Raw genomic sequence first — 25,461 nt, forward strand, 5'->3', positions numbered from 1 at the left:
GGTTGATGTCTGGTTCAGAACCGGATTTCAGGGCTCGTAGCCAAAAGACCGGATCACGTTTTTGGCTTTTTCGGTCTTCAGGTAAGCGACCAGTTGCACGGCGGCCTGGTTGTTTTTGGCCCGCGTGAGCAACACGGCGTCCTGGCGAATCGGGCTGTGCAGGTTGGTTGGCACTACCCAGGCTGAGCCGCTCTTGATCTTGCCGTCTTCAAACACCTGCGACAGAGCCACAAAACCGAGCTCGGCATTGCCCGACGCGATCATGCTGAAGGTCTGGCCTATGCTTTCGCCCTGCACCAGCTTGGGTTCCAGGCTGGGCAGCAGGCCGACCTTGGTCATGGTCTCAATGGCCGCCGCGCCATACGGTGCGAGTTTGGGCGCTGCGATGGCCAGGTGCTTGAACTCGCCGCGCAGCAGCGCTGCGCCCTTGTCGTCCACCACCCCGGGTTTGGCGGACCAGAGCACCAGCCGGCCAGTCGCATAAGTAAAGCTGCTGCCGGATACCGCCGCGCCTTCTTTTTCGAGCTTTGCCGGGGTCTCGGTATCGGCCGCGAGAAAGACATCAAAAGGCGCGCCGTTGGTGATCTGGGCGTAAAACTTCCCGGTTGCGCCGAAAGACAGCACCGTCTTGTGGCCCGTGTCCTTTTCAAAATCTGCCGCGATCAGCTTCATGGGAGCGGTGAAGTTGGCAGCAACGGCAACCTGGACCTCCTCGGCCAGGACAGATGCGGAAGCCAGCATCACCAGCAGCGCAGGCAGCAATCTCAACAGGGGTCGGTACATCACGGGTGCTCCAGTGGTTAGATAGTCAGGGGAGGCTTTTGCCCAGAATTCAGGGCCAGCCCTTCGTTATTCTATTTTAGAATAGCGCTACCCTGCCCTCCCGGCAGAAAACAAGTTCATGAAAAAACCTGCAGCCACGGCCCTGTCGTTCAACAGCGCGCTGAGCCACGAACCGGCCGACAAGCGGATTGAAATCCTTCGGCTGGTTGCAGAAAGCGGCTCGATCTCGCAAGCGGCACGCGAAGCCAAAGTCAGCTACAAGGCCGCGTGGCAGGCCATAGACACCCTGACCAACCTTGCAGGCGTGGTGCTGGTCGAGCGCACCGTGGGCGGCGCAAAGGGCGGCGGCGCCAGCATCACACAGGCTGGCCAGAAGCTGCTCTCCATCGCCAGACTGCTCGACGAAACCCGCAGCCAGGTCTTTGCCTCCTTCAGCTCGAATGAGCTGTTGCTGCCGCGCGCGCTGCCGGTACTTTCCAACATGAGCGTACGCACCAGCATGCGCAACCAGTTGCCTTGCAAGGTCGAAAAGATAGCCGTACAAGGCCAGGTGGTGCGCGTGTACCTGCGGACGGCCGGGTCGGAAGGCCAGGCCCTGCTTGTTTCGCGCATCACCAGGGCCAGCGCCGAGCTGCTGGGCTTGAAAAAGGGGCAGGAGGTGCTGGCGCTGTGCAAGGCAACGGCTGTCCGGGTGATACCTTTTTCAGCGGATGCAGGGGTATCAAACGCCCAATCGCTGGGCGGGCAGGCTGTGCGTGTCAGCCGCAGCAAGGCAGGTGACGAGGTGTCGCTGCAACTGGACGCCGGCCTGCAACTGGTCGGGTTTGCCGAAGCCGGCAGCGGCCTCAAAGCCAGGGCACGTGTGTTGGCCCAGGTGGATGAATCGGCCGTGGTGATTGCGCTGGCCGCCTGATCGCCTCAGGACACTTCAGGACGCCTCAAACACATACTGGAGCAAGCCGGGGAAGCCAGGCGTCCTGACCGGATGCGCCGCAACGCCCCAGACCCGGGCAATGCATTCCGGCGACAACACTTCGGCAGTGACGCCGCTGGCCACCATTTTCCCCTGCTGCAACACCACACAACGGTCGCTGTAGCGCAGCGCCAGGTTCAGGTCATGCAGCACGGCCACAACGCCTATACCCTGCGTGCTCGCCCAATCCTGCATCAGCTGCAGGACGCGGTGCTGGTGCTGCAAATCAAGTGCCGCCGTTGGCTCGTCAAGCAGCAGCCACCTCGTACTGTTTTCTCGCATGTTTTCCCAAACCTGCGCCAACGCCCGCGCCAGATGCACCCTCGCCTTCTCGCCGCCCGAAAGCGTGTTGAGCGCACGCTCGGCCAGGTGCTCGACTTTGGTCCCCTGCATGGCCGAAAGCGCAATTGCAGCCTCCTGCGTGCTGGCCTGTTTGCGGTGCGGGTAGCGCCCCAGGTCCACCACCTCACGCACCGTGAAGTCGAATGCGACCTGGGTTTCCTGCGCCACAAAGGCCCGTACCCGCGCCAGCTCGCCCGGAAGGTGATCGTGCAAGGCTTGCCCACCCATATCAACACGGCCCTCGCCGGGTTTGCGCTGGCCGGTCAACACAGACACCAGCGTGGACTTGCCCGCGCCGTTGGGCCCGAGAATGGCCGTGACCTGCCCGGCCATGAAGTGGGCCGACGTAGTGTGCAAAAGCGTCCTGTGGGCCATGGCCACGGACACATCAAATGCCTCCAGCCTTGAAGCCGCAGACGGTTGAGACGAAGCAGTTGCCGCCAGTTTTGAAAAATCAGCCATGCTGCGCGCGTTCACAGGCGGCTCCTGAAATGACGCAGCAGCAACAGGAAAAACGGCACACCGACAAACGCTGTCAACACGCCCAATGGCAGCTCCGCAGGCTTGACCACGGTACGCGCCACGCTGTCGGCCAGCAGCACTAGGGCGGCACCCAGCAGGGCCGAGCCCGGCAGCACGACACGGTGGTCTGGCCCGGCCACCAACCGCACACAATGCGGCGCGACCAGCCCGACAAAACCGATGATACCGGTAGTCGCTGTGACAGCACCCACCGCCAGCGCCGTCACCAGCACGGCAAACCGTTTGACACGTTCCACCGGCACGCCCAGCAGTTCGGCCTGCGATTCACCAAGGGCGATGGCATTCAGCGGCCTGGCCAGCGTCAGGCCCGCCAGCACCGCCACCAGCACGATGCAGCCCACCAGGGCGACAGCACTCCAGCGCGCACCACCCAGGCTGCCGAGCAGCCAGAACTGGATGTTGCGCAACTGCTCATCGCTGGCCAGAAAGGTCAGGAAACCCAGGCCCGCGCCCGCCAGCGCATTAATGGCGATACCGGCCAGCAGCATCAACCCCACCCGCGTCGCCCCGCCCTGTTGCGACAGTGAATAGACCAGCAGCGTGACCAGCAGGCTGCCGAGAAAAGCCGCCAACACAAGGGTCCAGCTGCCCAGCGTGCGCGACATCTCGGGGAACCACAGGCTGCCCATGACAATGGTGGCGCCCGCCGCCAGCGCGGCGCCGCTGCTGACACCTATCAGGCCGGGGTCGGCCAGAGGGTTGCGAAACAATCCCTGCATCAAGGCACCGGACAAACCCAGCGCCGCACCCGCGGCGACGCCCAGCAGCAGACGGGGCAGCCGGATGTTCATGAACACCATGTGCTCGGGCGAGGCCTGCCCGCCGGACAAATTGCCCGTCAACATGTCCCACACCACGGTCATGAGCTGAAAAGGGCTGATGGCGTAGGCACCGCGAGCGCTACCAGCTATAAAACTGATAGCAAGCAACAGCACGCCAAAAATCAGCACGGTGCGTGCCGGGGGCCGCTTGTGCAACCCGAGATAGTCCAATAGCTTCATATGCGTGCTTTGCGGCCAAGCTTGTGCGGGGCGGATTGCACCAGCAGCAAGCGGTTGCCGTCGCAGTCGCTCAGGCCAAACTCGGTGCCCCAGGGCTCTTCCGTCAAGGCCTGCGCTGCCTGGCCCGGGGCCGACTGCAGGGCGAGCTGCCACAGCTCGATGTTGTCCACCAGCAATCGGCATGCAAAGGTTTGCGCAGCCATGTCGCCCCGGCGCTGCCACAGCTGCACCGTGACGGATTCACGCGTGAGGATGGCCAGCACGCCCGGCACCTGCTGCCTGACGGCAAAACCCCAGGCATCGCGGTAAAAAGCCAGCGCGCGTTTCAGCTCCGGGCTGTGCAGAACGGCGGGAGTGCGGGCGCACAGGACTTCGATCATGCAGCGCTCCTGACCACGGACTTCAGGGCCTGCTGGTGCAGCTCGCTCACAGCCTGCGGCAGGCGCGGGCCAAAACCAATCAGGTACAGCGCGTCAAGTGCCACCAGCGAGCGCCGCTTGTAGGCAGGCGTCAGCTCCAGGCCGGCACGCGACCAGAATTTTTCAATGCTGCCACTGGCTTCAAGGCCTTGTGTGGTGGTGACGATCACATCGGGCGCGGCCACCACCAGGGCTTCGGCGGTCATGGCCCGGTAACCGCTGAAGCTGGCGGGGTTTCCCTGCCCGGCCAATGCGTTGTCCAGGCCCGCATAGGCCAGCATGGCGTGAGCGGCGGTTCTGTCGCCCGCCACCTGCGGGCTGGCGGTATGCGCCAGGATAAAAATGGCCTTGGGCTTGCGTCCGGTCTGTTTGGCAACGGAGGCAAGCACTTCGGCCCATTGCGCGTCCAGCCTGGTCTGCAGGGCTGCGGCTTCTGCAGTGCGCGCCGTCGCACGCCCCACGGCGGCCACCTTGCGCTGCACCTCGCCCCAGGAATGGTCGGCATTCACCAGTTCAACCTTCACGCCCGCCGTACGTATCTGGTCCATCACCACGCTGGGGCCGGCCTCCGTCGTGCCAATCACAGCATCGGGCTTGAGCGAAAGCAAACCCTCCGCGGAGAGCGCACGCATATACCCCACCTTGGCCGTCTGCAGTGCAGCAGCCGGGTACAGGCTGGTGGTGTCTGTGCCTACCAATTGCTTTTCAGCCCCCAGCGCGTAGACGATCTCGGTCGTGGCGCCACTGACGGAGACGATGCGCGGCGGACGGCTGGTCTGGGCCAGCGCAGCAGTCGCAGACAAGGCGCAGACGCCTGTTACTGAAGTGATCGAGCCAAGCAGAGGCAGGGAAAGGTGGCGCAACGCGTCGCGCCGGGAAAGTGTTTGCCGCGTGGGTTTCATGGACTTGCCGTTCATCAGGTTTCTTTCGCCAATTCAAAACACTCAAAGCGCGACCGCAACCTTGTCCAGCCGCGGCAGGCGCGCTGCGATGTCACGCCAGGCCTGTTGCTCCGGGATGCCTGGCTTGCGGCTGCCGAAGAACATGGCCATCAGGTCGCCGTTGGTGTCGAACACTTCCACCGAGGTGACCACGCCGTCTTCGGTCGGCTTGCGCACCAGCCAGGCGTTCTGGATCATGTCCTCACGCAGGTGCAGGTTGAAACCCGCATCCAGCACATTGATCCACTTCGCTGCCGGCGTGACCATGGGTTCTATGCGCTTGACCGGTCCGCTGTGAATCTGGATGCAGCCGCTGCTGCTGACAAACACCATGATGGAGGTGCCGTCCACAGCCGCCTCGTCGAGCAATGCACGAACGATTTCCGGTTTTGCGCGCTCGGTAAACCGCCCTTCAACCAGACGGAAAGCCTGCTGGCGTTCGGCGCCGAATTTGCTGATCAGGCCGAAGAACTGGTGCGTGTCCGTCATCTTGCTCCAGGCCTCGGCAAAACCGGCAGCGTCCAGCTCGGCATCGGGTTTGATGTCGGCCTTTGGCGGCGCCTTGCCAAACGCAGTCGCCTTGTCCAGGTCCGTGAACTGACTCACGATGTCGTTGAACGCCGTGCGGTCGGTCTCGGCGCGCACAAACACCTTGTGGATGGCCACGCCGTGTGCATCAAAAAACTGCAGGCTTTGCGAAGCCGGGTTTTTCGGGTCGTTGGCAGGCTCAAACACCGCGAAGCCCGCATGCCAGCGGCTGAAAAACAGGCGCAGGTCAATCTCTTCGCCCAGCGCCAGGCCCATGTGGCCGCTGGCGCTGATGTTCTGGTAGACGCCGGTTTTTTCGTGCACCGTGGACTCGTTGCGCGTCAATGCCATCACCGGTCCGCACAGTTCAAGCGCCTGCAGCAGTTCCACCCAGGACCCTTTGAGCGGCGTGACCTTGAGCGCAAAATCATGCTGCCCGGTGTGCGCTGCGATGGCCTGGCCTTCGCTCAAGCCCAGGCTTTCGGCCGCGTCCTTCGCCCGTTTGCCGCTGTGGCGTGCCGCCTGAAACTGCTCGCGGATGGCCGCCGCACTCAGGGCATCGGATGGCACGGAAGATGTGGATGGGCTGGTGGCTGATTTTTCAGTCATGGCTTGAAGAACGGCGCTCATTGAATTACCTCGGGAGTTGTGTGCCACAGGGCACGGGAATGGTCTGGTTTGGGGGCATCGTCAGCCCGCCCCGCAGCTTCGGCCTGGCCGCCCTGCCCGGCCTGTGTTTGCAGGACCCACTGCGCATGCAGCTTCCAGGCAACGGCATGAAAGCCGGGCGACATCAGCGGGTGCTGCGACAGCAACACCAGGTTGGACGCCACCCTGGCTGCCACCTGCTGGCGGTGCTGCGTGCAACAAGGCTGCGCATGCGCCGTCATGAGCGCCAGCGTTCCCGCCATCAGGGCCTCCGCACAAGGCGGCTCGCAGGATTTGTCAGCCTGCGCGTCGCCGCGCAGGTCGGGGTCGTTGATACCGTGGTCTGGAATCTGGCTCATGGTTCGGTCCTTCATGGCTGGCAGTAAACACAGGCGCAAAAAATCAAAAATCAGCAACCAGCGAGACATTGAACTTGCGCCCCGGCTGGGTATAGGAATCAAGCACCGGTGAGCTGGCCGCGACGGTACGCACGTCAGACCAGTTCCAGTACTTCCTGTTCGTCATGTTGACGAGGCTCGCGTTGATGCGCAGGCCCTTCTTGATGCGCCATTGCCCGCTCACGTCAAACGTGGTGGCGGCAGGCACGGCAAACTGCGGTGTGGCCAGCGTACCGACAAGCTGCGTGCCGATGTCGCCGAAGTTCTTCGCAGAATGGTGGTTGGCATCGAGGCGGACGTCCCACACAGCGGTTTCGTAGCGCACGCCCAGGCCGAGCTTGGCCGGATCAACCGTGTCCAGCGGTTTTCCTGTGTTGGTGACCTTGCCTCGGGTTTCGCCGTAGAAGAAAGGCGTGCTCAACCGGCCCATGCCCACCTTGCCCCAGTCCATGGAACCGCGGACTTCAAAACCGCTGATGGTGGCGTTGTCGATGTTGATGGACTGGAACACTGTCGGGCTCGCCGCCGTGCCGTTGCCGCCAACCTGTACGTTGTCCTGGATCAGGTTGTTGAACTTGCCGTAAAACACGGCAGCATCCAGGCTCAGCCGGTCCAGCCGGCCGCGCGCGCCGAACTCCAGGTTCTTGCTTTTTTCCGGCTTGAGGCCAGGGTTGGGAATGGTCTTGTAGAACGATGTCGCGTTCTCAAAAAATGCGTTGACCTGCCCTGCATTGGGCGCACGGAAACCGCCGGCGTAATTGCCGAACACGCTCCACTGCGGCGTGGCCCGGTACAGCACGCCAAATTTGGGCGAGACGGCGGAGCCCGACAGGGACACCGCCGGCACAGGGAAACCGGCCTGTGAGGCATCGATGTTGAAGCGGTCTATGCGAACGCCGGGGGTGATGCTCCAGTCACCGCTGATCACCTCGTCCTGCACGTACAGCGCGGAGCTGGATTCTGTCGTGTCCGGGAAGCGCTTGAGCGGGAAGGTCTCGCCCGCCGGCGGCACCACGCCGGTCTGGAGGTTGGTGATTTTTGCCGTGGTGTAGTCGACGCCGTAGGTCAGCTTTTGCGCCCACTGCGAAGACATGCGAATGGTCTTGTCGGCCTGGATGCCGGCCTGTAGCGTGCGCTCCTGGTAATAGGTATCGCGTACCCTGTCCGGCGAAGTATTGCGGTCTTCAAATGCGTATTCACGCGACTTGGCATCCTGGAAGCTGAGCACGGTCTGCAGGTTGTCGGCAAACGCCGTATTCAACTGGTACCGCGCATCCCACGTCAGGCGGTTGCGGTCCATGGTCGTGAAGGCCGTGGCCCCCAGCACCGCGGCGGCGATTTGCGCCGGCGTTCCGGTGAGCGGCAGCTTTGCCCTGGCAGTCAGCAGTTCGTAGTCGGATCTTTTGTCTACATGCTCAAACGTGATGACGTGTTTTTGGCTGCTGGTGGGCCGCAGCACCACCTTGGCCATCAAGGCATTGCCCTTGTCGTCCTGCGGATTGGGCGCAGTCCTGTCGGCATTTGCAGCGTAGTTCGTTCCGAAGTTGCTTAAGCCCTTGGCGCGGTTGGTTGCCGCGGTTATCTGCCAGTCGACGGTGTCACTGGCGCGCCCGGCCACCGTCGCAGAGGTAGCCAGCCCCTTGTCATCGCCGCTGTAGCTGATGGACGCCCGCCCGCCCAGGGCCTTGCCGTCTTTCAGGAAGTCGGAAGGTTCGTAGGTGATGAAATTCACCAGCCCGGCAATGCCGTCGGAGCCATACAGCACGGATGCCGGACCCTTGACCAGCTCAATGCGCTTGACCAGGTCTATCGACAGGGCATCGCGGCCGAAGGAGTTGACGCCAAACGAGTAGCTGCGCGGGATGCGTATGCCATCCACCAGCATCAGGACACGGTTGCCGTCCAGGCCGCGGATATTAAAACCCGCATTGCCCTCGCGCCCGGTATCGCCCTGGGCCACGCCAAAGCGCGCAGGTGCACGCCGCACGGACACATTGGGAATATTCTTCGCGGCATCACGGATGTCGCGGATCTGCCCTTCCTCGATGTCCTTGGCATTGAGCACATCCATCGTCATGGGCAAATCGTCCAGCGACTGCTCATTGCGCGAACCACTGACAACAACCTCCTTGAGCGCCACTGCCGCCACCTGGGTGGAAGCCGGAACGCCCGGCGCCGCGGGCGCGGTCTGGGCATGAACGCTGAGGACGGAACCGCACAGCGCACCCACCACCCATGAGAGCTGGCGCAATGCAAACGGAAGTGACAGATGGGACGCGGAAGAGGAGGAAGAAAAAGAAGAAGAAAAGCGAAGTGTCGCCACGATGAAGCCTTAAAACAGTTGGAAACAACCGCTGGCTGCAGACACCGAAAGAAGACTTCGGCTTGGTGGCTAGCTAAAGATGATGAGATTGTGAAAATCTGTGTTTTATTATATGCGAATGATTCTCATTTGTAAATTCCTATGTCACATTTAGTTTTATTCAATCGATTTATATGAATTGATAGGATAAAATACATGCAACGCCAGACTGAAAGCAATGCAGAAGTCACCGGCGTTTACCCCTAGCGACCATTCAATATCTACAAAGGAATCACCATGTCCCTGATCAACACCCAAGTTCAGCCCTTCAAGACCCAGGCCTACCTCAACGGCAAGTTCATCGATGTGTCCGACGAGACGCTTAAGGGCAAATGGTCCGTGCTGATCTTCATGCCGGCCGCCTTCACCTTCAACTGCCCGACCGAAGTCGAAGACGCGGCCGAACACTACGCCGAGTTCCAGAAGCTGGGCGCCGAGGTCTACATCGTGACCACCGACACGCACTTCTCGCACAAGGTCTGGCACGACACCTCGCCGGCCGTCGGCAAGGCCAAGTTCCCCCTGGTGGGCGACCCCACCCACACGCTGACCAACGCTTTCGGCGTGCACATCCCCGAAGAAGGCCTGGCGCTGCGCGGCACCTTCGTGATCAACCCCGAGGGCATCATCAAGACCGCCGAAGTGCACTCCAACGAAATCGCCCGCGACGTGAAGGAAACGCTGCGCAAGCTGAAGGCAGCGGTCTACACCGCCGCTCACCCGAACGAAGTCTGCCCGGCCAAGTGGAATGAAGGCGACAAGACGATCGCCCCGTCGCTCGACCTCGTCGGCAAGATCTAAGCGCCACCCGCGCGAAAGCCCGGGCGCTCACGAGGCCCCGGGCTTTTTTGTCCCCAGTTGATAGTTTTACGTTATCGAAAGAGAGTCCCTCATGCTCGACGCAAACACCAAAGCCCAATTGAAGAGTTACCTCGAACGCGCCACCCAGCCGATCGAGATCGTCGCCTCGCTCGACGACAGCAAGGCCTCGGGCGAGATGCTGTCGCTGCTGAAGGACGTCGCCGAATCGTCCCCGCTGGTCAAGCTGACCGAAAGCCGCGACGACAACCACCGCAAGCCCTCGTTCTCGGTCAACCGCCCGAGCGAAAACCACGGCCCGCGTTTTGCCGGCCTGCCGATGGGCCATGAATTCACGTCGCTGATCCTCGCTCTGCTGCAGATCGGCGGCTATCCCCCGAAAGTCGAGCAGGCCGTGCTCGACCAGATCAAGGCGCTCGACGGCGACTTCGAGTTCGAGATCTACGTCTCGCTCACCTGCCACAACTGCCCCGACGTGGTCCAGGCGCTGAACCTGATGGCGGTGCAGAACCCGCGCATCCGCACCACGATGATTGAGGGCGGCACCTTCCAGGAGGAGGTGAAGGAGCGCCAGATCATGGCCGTGCCGACCGTGTTCCTCAATGGCACGGAGTTCGGCCAGGGCCGCATGAGCCTCGAGGAGATCCTCGCCAAGATCGACACGAGCGGCGTCGAGCGCGAAGCCAAGAAGATCGACGGCAAGGACCCGTTCGACGTGCTGATCGTCGGCGGCGGTCCCGCTGGCGCAGCAGCGGCCGTGTACGCAGCGCGCAAGGGCATCCGCACCGGCGTCGCCTCCGAGCGTTTCGGCGGCCAGGTGCTCGACACCATGGGCATCGAGAACTTCATCTCGATCAAGGAAACCGAAGGGCCGAAGTTCGCCCATGCCCTCGAAGAGCATGTGCGCGACTACGACGTCGACATCATGAACCTGCAGCGCGCCAAGGCGCTTGTGCCGGGCAATGGCCTGATCGAGGTGCAGCTCGAGAGCGGCGCTTCGCTCAAGAGCAAGTCGGTCATCATCTCGACCGGCGCGCGCTGGCGCAACATCAACGTGCCCGGCGAGCACGAGTTCAAGAACAAGGGCGTGGCCTACTGCCCGCATTGCGACGGCCCGCTGTTCAAGGGCAAGCGCGTCGCGGTCATCGGTGGCGGCAATTCTGGCGTCGAAGCGGCGATCGATCTGGCCGGCATCGTGGGCCACGTGACACTGATCGAGTTCGACACGCAACTGCGCGCCGACGCCGTGCTGCAGCGCAAGCTCAAGAGCCTGAAAAACGTCGACATCTTCACCAATGCGCAGACCACCGAGATCACCGGTGACCAGAAGGTTAACGGCCTGGTCTACAAGGACCGCGCGACGGGCGAACTAAAAAAGGTCGAACTTGAAGGCGTATTTATCCAGATCGGACTGGTGCCCAACACCGACTGGCTCAAGGGTACGGTCGAGTTGTCCAAACACGGCGAAATCATCGTCGACGCCCGTGGCCAGACCTCGGTGCCCGGTGTGTTCGCGGCAGGCGACGCCACCACAGTGCCGTTCAAGCAGATCATCATCGCGGCGGGCGATGGTGCGAAGGCGGCACTGGGCGCGTTTGATCACCTGATACGCACCTCGGCTCCGGCCGCCTGAAGAAGAATGTTTATCACTCCCATTCGCTCTTAATCCGGCACTGTGGGGTTATGGTTTTTTTCCTTGCCTCACAGTGCCTGCCTGCCGACAATACAGGCATTAAAACGAATAAGGATTTCCCATGAAAGGCGACGCTCAAGTCATTGCCCATTTGCAGGCCCAGCTCAAAAACGAGTTGACTGCCATCAATCAGTACTTCCTGCACTACCGCATGTACAAGCACTGGGGCCTGGACAAGCTGGCCAAGAAGGAATACGAGGAATCCATCGGCGAGATGAAACACGCCGACAAGCTGATGGACCGCATCTTCATGCTCGACGGCCTGCCCAACCTGCAGGACCTGGCCAAACTGATGATCGGTGAAGACGTGCCCGAAGCCCTGAAGTGCGACCTGGCCGCCGAAACCGGCGCGCAGGCAACCATCAAAGACGGCATTGCGCATTGCGAGTCCGTACGCGACTATGTCTCGCGCGATTTGCTGCAAGGCATCCTGGACGACACCGAAGAGCACATCGACTTCCTGGAAACACAAATTGAGCTGATCAACCAGGTTGGCATCCAGAATTACCTGCAAAGCCAGATGGGCGAGCTCAGCTAAACGATCCTGCGCCTGCCGGAATGCCTGTTCCGGCGGATGATCAGGCGCCTCGTTGTTCCAGATTCATCGCAAGGCGCCAAGGCGCCCGCATCAACAGGAAAAGCGCATCACCTGCGCATGCGATGAAATTTAACTATTAATATAGTATTAGTTCACGTATTTTTCCTTAGCCTTTTCGTACACTTTTTGTTAACGAATCGATCACAAAGTCAAGAATTTTTTTGACCTGACCGCTTCAAACTTTCGCATAGGCAACAGCATGCGAAAGGACTGGCAAAAAGGAACAGTGTGTCAATCCAGCAAAAGGTTGGATACGCGAGGGATACCGAAGGCAAGAAAACACGGGCTGGCTCGGCGCATCTTCAAATCGTACGGCCAGGGTCAGCATGGCAATTGCCATCACTAACCACCCTGCTGGTGCTGCTGTTTGCCTCGTCCGCATTCGCTGAACCGGTGACAGCGCCAACATCCTCGGCCATCAGCGGCCCCGTCGCCTACGCCCCCCAGAAACACGATGCACTGATTGCGGCCCTTCGTGCCGGACGTATCACGTCCGCCCAAGCGCTACAACGCCTGAATGGCTGGCTCGCCGGTTCATCAAACGACATCGAACGACGGCGCATAGCTTCGGACATGATCGTCATCGCCACCGGAGGTGGCCGCTTCGCCGAAGCTGTAGCTGTTGGCCGGCAGCTCTCCCCCGAACGCCTGGCCGACTATGCATTGGGCCCGCTCACCGGTGCGGCCAGGCGCGTCGGTGACCTGAAACTGCAAGGCGAAACGATACGCACCTGGCAAACTCGCCAGCCGGCAGCACGTGAACCCCTGGTGCAGGAGGCCTTCTGGAAACTCGACAGCGGCGATGCAGCCGCCGCCAGCACGCTGTACAACAGGCTCGCGAACCCCGCTCCCACCTTGTTGACCGATCGCATCAGCCTGCTTGAACTGCGGGCCGCAGTGGCACAAGCCAAAGGCGATCCGTTGCAGGCCATCTCGGCCTATGAAGCCATCAATACATTGCAGCCCGACCAGCGTTACGTGCGCAGGGAAGCTAGTTTTTTGCTGGCAAGCGCCAACGCCCCTACGACCGCCTCAGAAGAGGCAGAAGCCACGGAACGCGAACATCCTGGCACTTTTTCCGCGTTGGAACTGGCGACACTGAGGCAACAGGCGCTGGCCCAGCAACTTCGTTGGGCCATACTCATGCGCGATGAGCGCATTGGCCTGGCCCGGTTTGCCGAACTTGACCTGGTTCTGGACGCTCAGACCAATGTCTTGCACCAGCTGCAGACAGCAGCAACGCAGGCTGGTCCGGCTGATGCCGAAGGCTGGCGCGCAATACGCATGCGGCTGCAGTCGGATCGGCTGCTCGCGTTGTTCGAGCGCGGCCAGTATGCCGATGCCATTGCACTTTACGACACGTTGCGTGCCGGCGGCGCCGACCTTCCGCCGTACGCACTTGCCGCTGCAGCCAGCGCGCTCTCCCGGGAGCGCCGCTCGATTGAGGCCGTGCCGCTCTATGAAGCCGCACTGGCCAAAAGTGGCACCAGCCTGCCAATGCCCAGCGACATCCATTTCGGGCTGGTGTATGCCTATGTGGACACAGGTCGCTTCGACGCGGCCCAAGCCCTGCTGGACCAGATTGAAGCGGCCACCCCAGCTCTGCAAAAACTGACACCCGAGGCCGGTCGCCCCAACAGTCAGTACAGCGATGTGAACGAAATGCGCGGCTTCTTGCTGCTCTACAGTGATCGCCCGGCCGCCGCACAACAGCGCTTCGAAACCTTGACCCAACAGGCACCGCTCAACGCCGGCTATGCATCCGGCGCGGCCCTCACGGAACGCTTGCGCGAGCACCCTGAAGCAGCTGTGGCGCGCTTCGAGGCCCAGGCTACGAACAACGCTTATTACCCCAGCGCACGCGCCGGTTACGTCGAAGCCTTGCTCGACACCGGTGAATTCGCTGCTGCCCGTCGTATCGGCGATTCGCTGGCGGCTGACTATCCCGACTCGGCAGAAGTACGCGACCTGACCCGCAAGTGGACCGCCGCCACAGGGCCACGGCTCGACGTCGATGCAGAGTCCGACACCGGCGGCGCAGCTATCGCCGACCGGTCATGGCGCGTCGACAGCCGGCTGAGTTCCGGCCTTATCAAAGATGCGTGGCGGGTCTTCTACGATCAATCAGTCGGCTGGGGCGACACGACCCTTGGTCGTGCAAACTGGGCGCGCGGCGGCTTGGGTCTGAACTGGCAAAAGAGTCGATGGCTGGCCGAAGGACAGGTCCAGCAGGCGAACACCGGACCTTATCGCAGCAGTGCAGCCGCGCGTCTGGATTACAGGGTCAGCGACTCCTGGCGGCTATCTGCCTCGTACGACGGCAACAGCAAGGAAACGCCATGGAAAGCACGCGTCGCAGGCATTGGCGCCCGCGAGGCCAACGCAAGCGTCGGCTACGTGGTCAACGAGGCACGTCGCTTCGACCTGCAGTTGCAGCGAATGAACTTCAGTGACGGCAACCAGCGAAATGCGGCAGCCCTGGCCTGGCGGGAGCGCTGGATCAGCGGCCCCGACTTCCAGATGGAGACCCGTTTGGGGGCCGACACCAGCAACAGCAGGTTGCAGGCCGTGCCTTACTTCAGTCCGGCACACGACGCCACCACACAGCTGGCCGTACGCGGACAGTGGCTGAACTGGAAGCGCAACGATCGCCAGTTTTTTCAGATCGTTGAGCTCAGCAGCGGCGGCTACCAACAGACCGGTTTCGGCACAGGCCCCTTATGGAACATTCGCTACGAACACCGCTGGGACCTGGGTCCAAAATTGCAATTGCGCTATGGCCTGAGCATAGGCAGCCATCCCTACGACGGGGTACGCGAGCGGCAGCGCAGCGTCTTTCTGAGCCTCTCGCTCCCCTTGTCATGACCCGCAAAAATCACTCTGACTTCTCGGGCATGCGCCGCATCGGCCGTCTGGTTTTGCATGCGGCCGTCGCGTGGCTGCTGGCCCTGTCGCTCCCGGGCACTGCGCAACCGCTGCCGCCAGCCGATCCCGATGACGGCGTGACATTTCGTGTGCTGTCGTTCCACGACGTACGCGAAAACGTACGCGCCAGTTTCGAGACCGCACCGGATGAAACTGCAATCGACGAACGCACACTGGCCGAGGTCTTCGCCTGGCTGAAACACAACGCCTACCACCCGGTCAGCCTGCAACAGGTCGTGGATGCGAGAGCAGGGTTCCGCCGCCTGCCTTCGCGGCCGGTGCTGCTGACCTTTGATGACGGCTATCGCAGCAATTACACCAAGGTCTTTCCGCTGCTCAAGCGCTACAACTACCCGGCCGTTCTCGCGCTGGTGACAAGCTGGCTCGAAGTTCCGGAAGGCGGCAATGTTCCCTATGGTGACAAACCCGCGCCGCGAGCCAACTTCCTGAGCTGGAGCGAAGCCGCAGAAATGACGCGCTCCGGCCTGGTCGAACTGGCCAGCCATACGGATGCCATGCACACGGGTTTGCTGGCCAATCCCCAGGGTAACCAGCTACCGGCAGCCGCGACCCACCGCTATGACGCCGCCACAGGCCGCTACGAAGACGACAACGCCTACCTGCAGCGTCTCGAGGCCGATCTTCGGCGCAGTCGGGAGATCATCGAACAGCGCACCGGCGCCAAAGTACGCGCGACCGTCTGGCCCTACGGCGCTTACAACGCATTGGCGCTCAAAGCAGCCGAACACGCCGGCATGCCCATCACCTTCTCCCTTCTCGATGGGCCAAACACGGCCACAGTGCCACTCGCGGCAATTCGCCGCGGACTCGTAGCCTACGACAACGAAGCCCCCGACTACGACAGGATTCTGCGCAGCCCGGTTGGCGGCGAAATCCGGCCGATCAACCGGGTCATGCATGTGGACCTGGACTACGTTTACGATCCCGACCCCGCGCAACAGGAGCGCAATCTGTCTTTATTGATAGACCGCGTCGCCGCCATACGGCCGCGTTCAGTGTTCCTGCAGGCATTTTCTGATCCGGACGGCGACGGCGTTGCCGATGCCCTGTATTTTCCGAACCGGCATCTGCCCATGCGTGCCGACCTGTTCAGCCGCGCAGCCTGGCAGTTGCGCAGCCGCACCGGTGTCAGGGTCTACGCCTGGATGCCAATGATGGCCTTTCGCTTGCCCGCATCGGACCCGCTCGCCACCCATACCGTGCTTGCGCAGGGAGGCAAAACCGGTTCCGTAGCAGCAGACCGCTACCACCGCCTGTCGCCCTTCGACCCTGCCACGCGCGCACTGATCGGCGATATCTACGACGACCTAGGCCGGCATGCTTTTTTTGAAGGCGTGCTTTTCCACGACGATGCAACACTCTCGGACGACGAGGACAACAGTCCCGCAGCGCTGGAAACCTACAGGCGCTGGGGCTTGCCGGCCGACGTGGACGCGATACGCAGCAATCCGGCACTCATGGCCCGCTGGACCACGGAAAAAACCCGGTACCTGATTGCCTTCACCCAGGAACTCACAAGCCGGCTGCAAAGATGGCATCCCGAACTGGAAACAGCGCGCAATCTCTACGCGCGCCCGCTACTGGAACCCGCCGCAGAGCAATGGTTTGCCCAGAACTATGAAGCGTCGCTCGCTGCCTATGACTATGTGGCGCTCATGGCAATGCCGCGCATGGAAGGCGAAGTCAACGTCCAGTCATGGCTCACACGGCTGGCACGCCGCGCCGCCGACACACCACGCGGGCTGGACGGCACCCTGTTCGAGTTGCAGGCGCGTGACTGGCGTACCGGCAAGCCGGTGCCTGACCGGGAACTGCTACGCCAATGGACGCTGCTGCAGCGCATGGGCGTGCGGCACCTGGGCTACTACCCCGACGATTTCCTGAACAACCAGCCTTCGCAACAGGTACTGCAGCAGGCGCTGTCGGTACGCACGTTGCTGCAGCGCAGCTTGCAGGATGCCGCGCCGCTATCGAAAACGCCGCCGGCCCGAGTGCAATTGCCGCCGCCCTCATCTGAACGGAGTCAGGCCCCATGAACATGGCCGACTTTCTGTCGCAGACATTACCGTCCCTGCTGTTCGGTTTTGTCTTCTACTATCCCTTTTTCATGGCTTATGTCTGGATGGCCGGCGGACTGTCGCACTCCTGGGTCTTCGAACGCGAGCGCCATGCCGGTGTCAATCCTGTTTCATTGCTTTCCAGCCTGCCGCTTGTGACCGTGATCGTTCCCTGCTTTAACGAGGCGCCCCACCTGCGCGAAGTGATAGAGCAGCTGATGCGCTCGCGCTATCCGGACTATGAGGTCATTGCCGTCAACGACGGCAGCACAGACGGAACCGGCGAACTGCTGGACACGATGGCCCAGGAATATTCGCGCCTGCGCGTGCTCCACAACGCCAGCAACCAGGGCAAGGCGGTCGGACTGAACACCGCCAGCCAGCTGGCCCGCGGCGAATACATCCTTGGCATAGATGGTGACGCGCTGGTCGATATCGATGCCATTGCCTGGATGCTGCTGCCGATGCTGCTCTCCGAACGTATAGGTGCCGTCACCGGGAATCCCCGTATCCGCACCCGCACCACGCTGCTCGGACGCATGCAGGTCGGCGAGTTCTCCTCAATCATCGGACTCATCAAACGCTCGCAGCAACTGGTTGGCACGCTGTTCACAGTTTCCGGCGTGCTCGCCATGTTCCGGCGCAAGGCGATTCTGGAGGTTGGTTTCTGGAGCCCGGACGTGCTGACAGAAGACATAGACATGAGCTGGAAACTTCAGCTCAGCGGCTGGCAGTTGCGCTTCGAGCCTCGCGCACTGTGCTGGATCCTGATGCCGGAAACGCTGCGCGGCCTCTACAAGCAGCGCCAGCGCTGGGCCACTGGCGGAATACAGACCATGCTTCGCTACAGCACGCGCATCCTGCAACTGCGCAACTGGCGGACCTGGCCTATCTATATCGAATACATGGTCAGCGTGCTGTGGGCATATGTGATGGCAACCGTGCTGTTCATCAGCCTTATACAGTTCGCCCTGCCCGACAGTTCGGCATGGAGTTCTGCTCTGTTGCCGCACTGGCAGGGCACGCTGCTCGCCATGACCTGCATGCTGCAGATGTTCCTGAGCCTCTGGATCGACCGCCGCTACGACCGGGACCTGCTGCGTTATTTTGCGGGAACGATCTGGTACCCGATCGCATTCTGGCTTATCACGATGCTGACAACTGTTATTGCCCTCCCCCAAGCCCTGATGCGCCGCCGCGGCAAGCGTGCGGTCTGGACCAGCCCCGACCGAGGAGTTTCATCCAATGCGCCCTGAATCCCACACTCATCACTATCCGGCCAAGGCCGATACCGTTGTGCCAGCCCGGCGCCCCTCCTGGGGACAGCCGGCGGTGGAGGAGCCCATCATCGACGCAGCGCGTATTTCCCTGAGCGCCTTCGGTACCGGCCGCTCCCGCTTGCGCACAATCGCCATGTACCTGTGGCTGCGCATCATTCGGCCGGCGCTCACCCTCGGGGTCTGGTTCATCGCCATCTGGCATGCCTGGCCTTACGTTCTCGGAACGGGCTCCCAACCCCAGGCGCTGCATTTGCTCGGTATCTACGCAATTGTCATCGTCGTGATTCTGGCTTTGATGCTGGTAATCGCACCGTTGCGACGCTGGCAACAGCGACGCGAGACGCCGCCCGACGAGGAGGAGTCGTCCCTGTTTGCCATGGCCTCCTATGTCGACGTGACGCCATCGCGACTCTCAAAATGGCAGCGAACCAAAAAAATCCTGGTACACCACGACAAGAATGGCCAGCTAAGGAACCTCACGAACACCGGCACAGGCCGGCTGGAAGCGCCCTCGCGGTTTCAGCAGCGCAGCAAAGACAACTCAAATTGACTGCGGCGGCCTAACTTCGCCGGAGTTTCTGGCGGGCCGTTCAGGCATCTGCCCCCACCTTGCTCAACTGAGCAAGAGCCCTCAAGCACATTCCGATTTTGTCCATTTGCCACACTCTCCGGCAAAGAACTTAGTACGAATCATTATCATTTGATATACAATTCCTGACGAAACTTTACGCGCCAGCCAACTCTCGTCCCAACGGACCGTTTGAGTACAGCCAAGCCCTTTCTGAAACCCGGTTCCTTGCCGTCACAAGGCATAAACCTGCTTGGAGGCCACCTTGGCACACCCTTCCGTTCGCACTTCACGCCCTGCACGAAACAAAAAAAACCGTTCCTCCGACATCGCTGGCAGCAGCCGCAACATGGCTGCAGCCTCGGAAAAAGCATTGCTGCCGCTGGGTGCACTGATGCTCGCAGCCTCCGTGAGCGGCTGGGCGCAAAGCAATGCAGCACCTGGTGCGGAGCAAACGCTGAAGACGGTGACGGTTACCGAAAAAGCAGAAGCGCCTGAAGGCAAGGATGCCCTGCAGACGAAAAAGACCACCATTGGCAAGGGCACGCAGGATATCCGCGACATCCCGCAATCGATCAGCGTCATGACTGAAAAACTCATCGATGATCGCAAACTCGACACCCTGAAGGATGCCCTTCACCATACAGCAGGCATCACCTTCGCAGCAACCGAAAACGGCACCGACCAGGACATTCGCCTGCGCGGTTTTCCTGTTGCGACCGTGGGGGATTTGCTGATCGACGGCATGCGTGATCCATCGCAATACGACAGGGACACGTTCAACTACGACCGCATTGAAATCCTGCGCGGATCCGCATCCATGATATTTGGCCGCGGCTCCACCGGTGGCGTGGTGAACCAAGTCACAAAGCAGCCCATGCTGCTGGACCAGAACGACTTCGAAACCACCATTGGTTCGCGTGGCTACGTGCGCACAACGGCCGACTTCAACATCCGGACCGGTGAAGACGCTGCATTGCGCCTTAACGTCATGGCAAACAAGGCCGACAACGGCGGTGCAAAAATCGACAAATACGGCATTGCGCCCACTTACCGCTGGGGCATTGGCACCCGGGACGAGTTCAGCGTCGGCCTGTTTCACCTGAATGTGGACAATGTCCCTCAGTCCAGCATGCGTTACCTTAACGGCAATGTCCCGAACATCAACCCCGGCAATTTTTATGGCACCCAGAGCGACTATCTGCTGGGCAAGGCCACTTACGGGACCATCAAACACACCCATCGCTTTGATGATGGCGGCGAACTTCGCAGCCAGGTCCGAACCGGCGTGTTTGATCGCGCGCAATGGGGCACCAATGCTTCATTCGGAGCCCCGCCACTGAATCCCGCTACGGTAACGGCAGCGAATGTCAATCCAGCCACGGTGCTGCAGCGCCAGGGCCTGACGCCACGCAAGGACCGCTTCACGGGTACCTATTTCCAGAGCGACTACTCCAATGAGTTCAACTGGTTCGGGATGAAGCACCAGATCCTGACCGGGGTTGATGCAGCAAGTGAGAAGGCCAACCGCTTTTTGGCCAACAACGGCATAGGCGCCAACTTTGACAAGGGCAATACAACGATCGGTACCCCCAATGACGGGCGCACCCTGGCAGTAGCACCGATTTATCGCGACTCCAGCAATTACTCTGCAACGGCAATGGGCGCGTACATACAGGATCTGGTGCAGGTTGCCCCAGACTGGAAACTGCTGGGCGGATTGCGTTACGACACATTCAAGGGCAACTTCAACAATCTCGTATATGCAGCGACTACGGGCAATACGCTGACGAGAGTTGACAATGCCCAGATGTCCATAGGCGCATTCAGCTATCGCGGCGGTGTGCTGTACCAGCCAACGCCTACAAGCTCCTACCATTTTTCCTATGGCACGTCGTTCAACACAAATGCCGACACCTACCAGTACACGACCCCGCAGACCGCGAACACCCCGCCAGAAAAGAGCCGCAACATCGAACTGGGTGCCAAGCTGGACTGGCTGGACGGCAAGCTGTCTACCCGCGGAGCCCTGTTCCATACAGAGAAATACAACGAGCGAACCACAGATGCCGACTTTGCAGGCACGGCATTTCTTTTGTCCGGTAAACGGCACACGGCCGGCATTGAGATTGATGTGGTCGGCCGCCTGACACCGCAATGGGAAATTTACCTCTCGTACGCCTACACACCAGTCGCGAAAATTGATGCAGCCGGTACCGCTGCCCAGGCAACGGTCGGCCAGCGCGTAGGCCTCACGCCCAAAAACAGCGGCAGCGCATGGATCAGCTACCAGGCGACACCGAAACTGCGCGTGGCAGGCGGCATCAACGGGGCAAGCGAAAACTTCGCCCTCGCCGGCACAAGCGGCGCAGCCCAGCTCACTGCCCGGGCGGCCGGGTATGTTGTGGCCGACGCCATGATGGAATACAAGTTTACGCAGGACACTTATATGCAGGTCAACGTCAGCAACATCGCCAACAAGATTTACGGTGACCAGCTGTACCCCGGCTTTGTGATTACCGGTGCACCCCGCACTGTCAAAATGACTGTCGGCACGCGCTTCTGACCTTATCATTGCTGCATGCTCCTGCACGTTCCGGAAATCCTGACGCCTGACGAAGTCCGCCAGGCGCGTAACGTGCTCGCCCGCGCCCCCTGGGGCAGCGGGCGCATCACTGCAGGGGAGCAATCTGCCCAAGCCAAGAACAATGAGCAGTTGCCCGAGACCAGCCAGGAAACACGAGAGCTGCAAGCTTTGGTGCTGGCCGGGCTGGAGCGCCATCCTGTTTTTTTCTCGGCCACGCTGCCCAAGCAGATATCCCCTCCGCTCTTCAATCGCTACGGCGGCGCAGCGAACCATTTCGGCAACCACGTGGACAGCGCCGTGCGCTACCTGCGCAATGGCGCAGGCCGCGTGCGTACCGACATCTCCTGCACACTGTTTCTCTCGGAGCCCGAGGAATACGACGGCGGCGAACTGGTGATTGAAAACCCCGGCAGCCAGCAGCAACGCGTCAAGTTGCCCGCCGGCCATATGGTGATTTATCCCGGCACAAGCGTGCACCGTGTGGAACCCGTCACGAGTGGCCATCGCCTCGCAAGTTTTTTCTGGATCCAGAGCATGGTGCGCAGCAATGAACAACGGCAGTTGCTGTTCGATATGGACTCGCACCTGATCCGGCTGCGCAGCACCATCGGTGAAACCGACAGCGCCGTGATCGGCCTGACGGGTACTTATCACAATTTGCTGCGTACCTGGCTGGATGTCTGACGCAGGGCTCCACTCAAACCCCAAACCCCAAACCGCATCTTGCCACGCGTGAGAAAAAGGAACCCCATGAAACAAACTTCTCTCTTCTCCCTCGCCCTGCTCTGCATGGTCGCTGCCGGCTCCGCCCAGGCACATGGTGACTTCAGCTGTGACGTGCCCAAAGCCGAATGGAAAACGCAGATGGAGCTACAGCGAAAACTGACAGCCGAAGGCTGGAAAATACGCCAGGTCAAGACCGACAACGGCTGCTACGAAGTTTATGGTTTCGATGAAAAGGGCCAGCGCATCGAAATTTATTTCAATCCCAAGACTTTTGAAAAAGTCGGTGAAATCAAGCAGCCCTCCTAAGACCGACGTATTCCAGGATGTCCAGCTTGGTAGCTCCCATCAAGGTCTGGGACCGGCTGGTTCGGCTGCTGCACTGGGCACTCGTAGCCTCCGTCGTGATGGCGTGGATCAGCACCCTCGGCCTCGGATTGGTCAAGGCACATGAACCCGCAGGGTACATAGCCCTGGGCGTCGTCACCCTGCGCATCATCTGGGGTTTTTCCGGCAGCCGCTACGCACGCTTTTCCCAGTTCGTCCGCGGCAAACGCGAGGTTTTGCATTACGCGGGCCAACTTCAGGCCGGTAACGAGCCCCGTTATATCGGCCATAACCCCCTGGGGGGCTGGATGGTCCTGCTGCTGCTGGGCCTTGTCGTCAGCCTCGGGCTGACCGGCTGGCTTTACACCACGGACTACTTTTGGGGCATGGCCTGGCTTGATACGCTGCACCACGCCCTTGCATGGGCGCTCCTCGTCCTTGTAGCGCTGCATCTGGCCGGAGTCGCATTTACCAGTCTGCGCCACAGCGAAAACCTCATCACAGCCATGTTTAGCGGGTGCAAAGCACCTCCCGGCACCGGAGATACCATCACATGAAGCCGGTTCCTGCACTCGAAAAAATCCCTCCGGGCGTCATCACGCTGGCAGACCATGAGGCCCACGCCCGCTCTGTGCTGGACGACAACGCCTGGGCCTATTTCAGCGGTGGTGCGGCAGACGAAATCACCCTTCGAGCCAACAACAGTGCCTGGAGTGCGCTGAACCTGCAACCACGCGTCCTGCGTACCATGGCTGGAGGCCACACCCGCGTGACATTGCTCGGACGAACCCTTGCGCATCCGGTGCTGCTCGCCCCCGTGGCCTTCCAGCGCATGGCGCATCCCGATGGCGAAATGGCAAGCGCTTACGCAGCGGCTGCGCAGGGGGCCGGGCTGGTGCTCAGCACCCAGTCCAGCACCCCGCTCGAATCGGTAGCACATGCGGTATTGGGCGAAGCGCAGCGCGGTCCATTGTGGTTTCAACTCTATATGCAGCATGATCGCGGCTTCACGCGAGAACTGGTCCAGCGCGCGGAACAGGCGGGCTATGAGGCACTGGTGCTCACCGTCGATGCATCAAGCAGCGGTGTACGCGACCGCGAGCGCCGGGCCGGATTCACCTTGCCCCCGCACGTTTCGGCCGTCAACCTGGACGGCTTGCGCCCCCCCGCCCCCAGCACCCTGCAGCCAGGCCAGAGTGCGTTGTTTGATGGATTGCTGGCCACCGCGCCCACCTGGTCCGATGTTGAATGGCTGCAGGCCCAAACCCGCCTGCCGGTACTGCTCAAAGGCATCCTGCATGAAGACGATGCACGCCAGGCCGCCGCCCTGAAGCTGGCCGGCATTGTCGTCTCCAATCACGGGGGCCGCACGCTGGACACCACGCCCGCCACAGCCATGATGCTGCCGCGCATCGCCGACGCCACCAAAGGAGAGCTGCCCCTTCTCGTCGATGGCGGCATTCGCCGCGGCACCGACATCCTCAAGGCCATGGCCCTGGGAGCATCTGCCGTGCTTGTCGGGCGCCCCTGCCTGTATGGGCTGGCCAATGCCGGTGCGCTGGGCGTGGCGCATGTCCTGCGCCTGCTGCGCGACGAGCTTGAAATTGCGATGGCCCTTAGCGGCTGCGCCACCCTGGACCAGGCATCACGCACCCTGCTTTTCCGGGCGGATTAACCGCGCTGGCATTAATGTATTGCAAATGCGATAGATTCGCATTTATAATCAAACCACTGAATTAAATCATTCAACCAGCAAGCCAATCCATGATCGTCTGCGTCTGCCACAGAATCTCTGACCGTGAAATCGCCCGTCACGCACGCGCCGGCATGGGTTTCGACGAGATTCAGTTCGAACTCGGCGTTGCCACCCAGTGTGGCCAATGCGAGGGTTGCGCCCGTGACGTGGTGGCGCAATGCAGTGCAAGCTGCCCAAGCGCCAACATCAAGCTCGCCACCAATCTCCAGGAAGGCAGCACATGGCAAACCTCTCAACCCTATTTGCAGCTCTCCCCTTCAGCCTGATACTGGTGGCAGGCTGCGCGTGGTGGGTTTTCCGCCGCTGACAAGCGCAGCCGGTACCATGATCCATTGCTCCTGAGGCGCTTTCCGCGCCACTCTTTCACAACATTTCCCCCATGAACGCCACTGCACTTCCCCCGGCCCAAAGCGCGCCCTCGCTGGGCCTGCCTCCAGGTCTGGTTGTGGCGGGCAAAGCCACCAGCAAAAGCATGCCGCTGAGCCGCAATGCAGTCATCGCCCTTTCAGTGGTGGCGCTGCATGTCGCATTTATCTGGGCCCTGCAAAGCGGCCTGCTGATGCGCGCGGCAGAAATCATCGTGCCCGCCGAAGTACTCTCCCAATTTATCGATCCGCCCTCACCCAAGGTCGAGCCGGTGCCTCCCGCACCACCTACCCCGCCGGCACCTGTTAAAAAGGCCGTGACCAAGGCGCCTGTGCTGCCGGCCCCGCAACCGCTGGCGATTCCCGACAACACACCGTCGCCCAATGCACCAACGGGTGTCCTTACCCCGCCCACAACCCCTGCGCCCATAGCCGCAGCTGTTGCGGCCGCACCGGTTGCGCCGGCCGGGCCGCCCGTGGTGCAATTGCCGTCCAGTGATGCCAACTACCTGCAAAACCCCAAGCCGCCTTATCCTCCCCTCAGCAAGCGCCTGAACGAGCAGGGTAAAACCACGATCAAGGTCTTTATTGACGTGGAAGGCCTGCCGCAGCGTGCCGAGATCGCAAAATCCAGCGGTTACGACAGGCTTGACCAGGCCGCGCTGGCGACCGTGATGCGCTGGCGCTACGTGCCGGGCAAACGTGGCGGCGTACCCGAAGCCATGTGGTTCAACGTCCCCATCAACTGGGTTCTTGAGTAGCTTTCAGTTTCCTGATATTTTTTGCACTGTGGAGTATTGATTC

At 61.2% G+C, this 25,461-nt stretch carries 23 protein-coding genes; 15 read left to right on the forward strand and 8 right to left on the reverse strand.

Going from position 1 to position 25,461, the window contains the following annotated elements; all coding sequences use genetic code 11:
* Window positions 1–27 precede the first annotated feature (27 nt).
* A complete protein-coding gene (gene modA, locus ACFQND_RS21280; protein WP_371440067.1) occupies window positions 28–783 on the reverse strand; it encodes a molybdate ABC transporter substrate-binding protein in 756 nt (251 codons plus the stop codon).
* 118 nt (window positions 784–901) lie between these two features.
* Here modA and ACFQND_RS21285 point away from each other — a divergent pair, with 118 nt between their 5' ends.
* A complete protein-coding gene (locus tag ACFQND_RS21285) occupies window positions 902–1,696 on the forward strand; it encodes a TOBE domain-containing protein (protein ID WP_377414525.1) in 795 nt (264 codons plus the stop codon).
* A 15-nt stretch (window positions 1,697–1,711) separates the two neighbouring features.
* On the opposite strand, the gene ACFQND_RS21290 is transcribed toward ACFQND_RS21285, so the two are convergent.
* Genes ACFQND_RS21290 through ACFQND_RS21320 form a run of 7 tightly spaced genes read right to left on the reverse strand, consistent with a single transcriptional unit; the run spans window position 1,712 to window position 8,899 of the window.
* Window positions 1,712–2,575, reverse strand: coding sequence for a heme ABC transporter ATP-binding protein (locus ACFQND_RS21290; RefSeq protein ID WP_377414528.1), 864 nt, complete (start codon window positions 2,573–2,575; stop codon window positions 1,712–1,714).
* Window positions 2,572–3,642, reverse strand: a complete 1,071-nt coding sequence (locus tag ACFQND_RS21295; protein ID WP_377414531.1) for a FecCD family ABC transporter permease — start codon at window positions 3,640–3,642, stop codon at window positions 2,572–2,574. The genes ACFQND_RS21290 and ACFQND_RS21295 overlap by 4 nt, the downstream gene beginning before the upstream one ends.
* Window positions 3,639–4,022: a VOC family protein gene (locus tag ACFQND_RS21300; RefSeq protein ID WP_377414534.1), complete on the reverse strand. Its 384-nt coding sequence runs from the start codon at window positions 4,020–4,022 to the stop codon at window positions 3,639–3,641. Before ACFQND_RS21300 ends, ACFQND_RS21295 begins: the two co-directional genes overlap by 4 nt.
* Complete coding sequence (locus tag ACFQND_RS21305) at window positions 4,019–4,978, reverse strand: heme/hemin ABC transporter substrate-binding protein (RefSeq protein ID WP_371439552.1); 960 nt, start codon at window positions 4,976–4,978, stop codon at window positions 4,019–4,021. The genes ACFQND_RS21300 and ACFQND_RS21305 overlap by 4 nt, the downstream gene beginning before the upstream one ends.
* 27 nt (window positions 4,979–5,005) lie before the next feature.
* The gene (locus tag ACFQND_RS21310; RefSeq protein WP_371440068.1) at window positions 5,006–6,139 is read right to left on the reverse strand and encodes a hemin-degrading factor; all 1,134 of its coding nucleotides are present in this window, start codon (window positions 6,137–6,139) and stop codon (window positions 5,006–5,008) included.
* Between the two features lie 17 nt (window positions 6,140–6,156).
* On the reverse strand, window positions 6,157–6,537 hold the full coding sequence (locus ACFQND_RS21315) for a hypothetical protein (protein WP_371439553.1): 381 nt from the start codon (window positions 6,535–6,537) through the stop codon (window positions 6,157–6,159).
* Between the two features lie 43 nt (window positions 6,538–6,580).
* Entirely contained in the window at window positions 6,581–8,899 is a 2,319-nt protein-coding gene (locus ACFQND_RS21320) for a TonB-dependent hemoglobin/transferrin/lactoferrin family receptor (protein ID WP_371439554.1), read from the reverse strand.
* A gap of 276 nt (window positions 8,900–9,175) precedes the next feature.
* On the opposite strand from ACFQND_RS21320, the gene ahpC reads away from it, so the two are divergent.
* The 14 genes from ahpC (at window position 9,176) to ACFQND_RS21390 (ending at window position 25,418) form a co-directional block, all read left to right on the forward strand.
* Entirely contained in the window at window positions 9,176–9,739 is a 564-nt protein-coding gene (ahpC, locus tag ACFQND_RS21325; protein WP_377414537.1) for an alkyl hydroperoxide reductase subunit C, read from the forward strand.
* A 91-nt stretch (window positions 9,740–9,830) separates the two neighbouring features.
* Window positions 9,831–11,390, forward strand: coding sequence for an alkyl hydroperoxide reductase subunit F (gene ahpF / locus ACFQND_RS21330; RefSeq protein ID WP_377414540.1), 1,560 nt, complete (start codon window positions 9,831–9,833; stop codon window positions 11,388–11,390).
* A 121-nt stretch (window positions 11,391–11,511) separates the two neighbouring features.
* Window positions 11,512–11,988: a bacterioferritin gene (bfr, locus tag ACFQND_RS21335; RefSeq protein WP_371439557.1), complete on the forward strand. Its 477-nt coding sequence runs from the start codon at window positions 11,512–11,514 to the stop codon at window positions 11,986–11,988.
* A 393-nt stretch (window positions 11,989–12,381) separates the two neighbouring features.
* On the forward strand, window positions 12,382–14,913 hold the full coding sequence (pgaA, locus tag ACFQND_RS21340; protein ID WP_371439558.1) for a poly-beta-1,6 N-acetyl-D-glucosamine export porin PgaA: 2,532 nt from the start codon (window positions 12,382–12,384) through the stop codon (window positions 14,911–14,913).
* Window positions 14,910–17,030: a poly-beta-1,6-N-acetyl-D-glucosamine N-deacetylase PgaB gene (gene pgaB, locus ACFQND_RS21345; RefSeq protein ID WP_371439559.1), complete on the forward strand. Its 2,121-nt coding sequence runs from the start codon at window positions 14,910–14,912 to the stop codon at window positions 17,028–17,030. Before pgaA ends, pgaB begins: the two co-directional genes overlap by 4 nt.
* Window positions 17,027–18,307 carry a poly-beta-1,6-N-acetyl-D-glucosamine synthase gene (gene pgaC, locus ACFQND_RS21350; protein WP_371439560.1) on the forward strand — a complete coding sequence of 427 codons (1,281 nt, stop codon included), beginning with the start codon at window positions 17,027–17,029 and terminating at the stop codon, window positions 18,305–18,307. Before pgaB ends, pgaC begins: the two co-directional genes overlap by 4 nt.
* A complete protein-coding gene (gene pgaD, locus ACFQND_RS21355) occupies window positions 18,297–18,881 on the forward strand; it encodes a poly-beta-1,6-N-acetyl-D-glucosamine biosynthesis protein PgaD (RefSeq protein ID WP_371439561.1) in 585 nt (194 codons plus the stop codon). The genes pgaC and pgaD overlap by 11 nt, the downstream gene beginning before the upstream one ends.
* 367 nt (window positions 18,882–19,248) lie before the next feature.
* Window positions 19,249–21,465 (forward strand): TonB-dependent receptor, encoded by a 2,217-nt coding sequence (locus ACFQND_RS21360; protein WP_371439562.1) that lies wholly within the window; start codon window positions 19,249–19,251, stop codon window positions 21,463–21,465.
* A 15-nt stretch (window positions 21,466–21,480) separates the two neighbouring features.
* The gene (locus ACFQND_RS21365; protein WP_371439563.1) at window positions 21,481–22,170 is read left to right on the forward strand and encodes a Fe2+-dependent dioxygenase; all 690 of its coding nucleotides are present in this window, start codon (window positions 21,481–21,483) and stop codon (window positions 22,168–22,170) included.
* 66 nt (window positions 22,171–22,236) lie between these two features.
* Entirely contained in the window at window positions 22,237–22,518 is a 282-nt protein-coding gene (locus ACFQND_RS21370) for a PepSY domain-containing protein (protein WP_371439564.1), read from the forward strand.
* Window positions 22,519–22,535: 17 nt separating this feature from the next.
* Window positions 22,536–23,093 (forward strand): cytochrome b/b6 domain-containing protein, encoded by a 558-nt coding sequence (locus ACFQND_RS21375; protein ID WP_371439565.1) that lies wholly within the window; start codon window positions 22,536–22,538, stop codon window positions 23,091–23,093.
* Window positions 23,090–24,211, forward strand: a complete 1,122-nt coding sequence (locus tag ACFQND_RS21380) for an alpha-hydroxy acid oxidase (RefSeq protein ID WP_371439566.1) — start codon at window positions 23,090–23,092, stop codon at window positions 24,209–24,211. The genes ACFQND_RS21375 and ACFQND_RS21380 overlap by 4 nt, the downstream gene beginning before the upstream one ends.
* Window positions 24,212–24,300: 89 nt before the next feature.
* On the forward strand, window positions 24,301–24,558 hold the full coding sequence (locus ACFQND_RS21385; protein ID WP_371439567.1) for a (2Fe-2S)-binding protein: 258 nt from the start codon (window positions 24,301–24,303) through the stop codon (window positions 24,556–24,558).
* 206 nt (window positions 24,559–24,764) lie between these two features.
* Window positions 24,765–25,418, forward strand: coding sequence for an energy transducer TonB (locus ACFQND_RS21390; protein ID WP_371440069.1), 654 nt, complete (start codon window positions 24,765–24,767; stop codon window positions 25,416–25,418).
* Window positions 25,419–25,461 lie beyond the last annotated feature (43 nt).

This window comes from Polaromonas aquatica (assembly GCF_042659145.1).
In the GTDB taxonomy this organism is placed as follows: Bacteria; Pseudomonadota; Gammaproteobacteria; order Burkholderiales; family Burkholderiaceae_C; genus Polaromonas; species Polaromonas aquatica.

Bases quoted from the DNA above. Each gene is read 5' to 3' on its own strand.
- ACFQND_RS21285 (WP_377414525.1), top strand. From the start codon at position 902: ATGAAAAAACCTGCAGCCACGGCCCTGTCGTTCAACAGCGCGCTGAGC.
- ACFQND_RS21385 (WP_371439567.1), top strand. From the start codon at position 24,301: ATGATCGTCTGCGTCTGCCACAGAATCTCTGACCGTGAAATCGCCCGT.
- ACFQND_RS21390 (WP_371440069.1), top strand. From the start codon at position 24,765: ATGCCGCTGAGCCGCAATGCAGTCATCGCCCTTTCAGTGGTGGCGCTG.
- ACFQND_RS21380 (WP_371439566.1), top strand. From the start codon at position 23,090: ATGAAGCCGGTTCCTGCACTCGAAAAAATCCCTCCGGGCGTCATCACG.
- ACFQND_RS21360 (WP_371439562.1), top strand. From the start codon at position 19,249: ATGGCTGCAGCCTCGGAAAAAGCATTGCTGCCGCTGGGTGCACTGATG.
- ACFQND_RS21370 (WP_371439564.1), top strand. From the start codon at position 22,237: ATGAAACAAACTTCTCTCTTCTCCCTCGCCCTGCTCTGCATGGTCGCT.
- ACFQND_RS21305 (WP_371439552.1), bottom strand. From the start codon at position 4,978: ATGAACGGCAAGTCCATGAAACCCACGCGGCAAACACTTTCCCGGCGC.
- ACFQND_RS21295 (WP_377414531.1), bottom strand. From the start codon at position 3,642: ATGAAGCTATTGGACTATCTCGGGTTGCACAAGCGGCCCCCGGCACGC.
- ACFQND_RS21365 (WP_371439563.1), top strand. From the start codon at position 21,481: ATGCTCCTGCACGTTCCGGAAATCCTGACGCCTGACGAAGTCCGCCAG.
- ACFQND_RS21310 (WP_371440068.1), bottom strand. From the start codon at position 6,139: ATGACTGAAAAATCAGCCACCAGCCCATCCACATCTTCCGTGCCATCC.
- ACFQND_RS21300 (WP_377414534.1), bottom strand. From the start codon at position 4,022: ATGATCGAAGTCCTGTGCGCCCGCACTCCCGCCGTTCTGCACAGCCCG.
- bfr (WP_371439557.1), top strand. From the start codon at position 11,512: ATGAAAGGCGACGCTCAAGTCATTGCCCATTTGCAGGCCCAGCTCAAA.
- modA (WP_371440067.1), bottom strand. From the start codon at position 783: ATGTACCGACCCCTGTTGAGATTGCTGCCTGCGCTGCTGGTGATGCTG.
- ahpF (WP_377414540.1), top strand. From the start codon at position 9,831: ATGCTCGACGCAAACACCAAAGCCCAATTGAAGAGTTACCTCGAACGC.
- ahpC (WP_377414537.1), top strand. From the start codon at position 9,176: ATGTCCCTGATCAACACCCAAGTTCAGCCCTTCAAGACCCAGGCCTAC.
- ACFQND_RS21375 (WP_371439565.1), top strand. From the start codon at position 22,536: ATGTCCAGCTTGGTAGCTCCCATCAAGGTCTGGGACCGGCTGGTTCGG.
- pgaD (WP_371439561.1), top strand. From the start codon at position 18,297: ATGCGCCCTGAATCCCACACTCATCACTATCCGGCCAAGGCCGATACC.
- pgaB (WP_371439559.1), top strand. From the start codon at position 14,910: ATGACCCGCAAAAATCACTCTGACTTCTCGGGCATGCGCCGCATCGGC.
- pgaC (WP_371439560.1), top strand. From the start codon at position 17,027: ATGAACATGGCCGACTTTCTGTCGCAGACATTACCGTCCCTGCTGTTC.
- ACFQND_RS21315 (WP_371439553.1), bottom strand. From the start codon at position 6,537: ATGAGCCAGATTCCAGACCACGGTATCAACGACCCCGACCTGCGCGGC.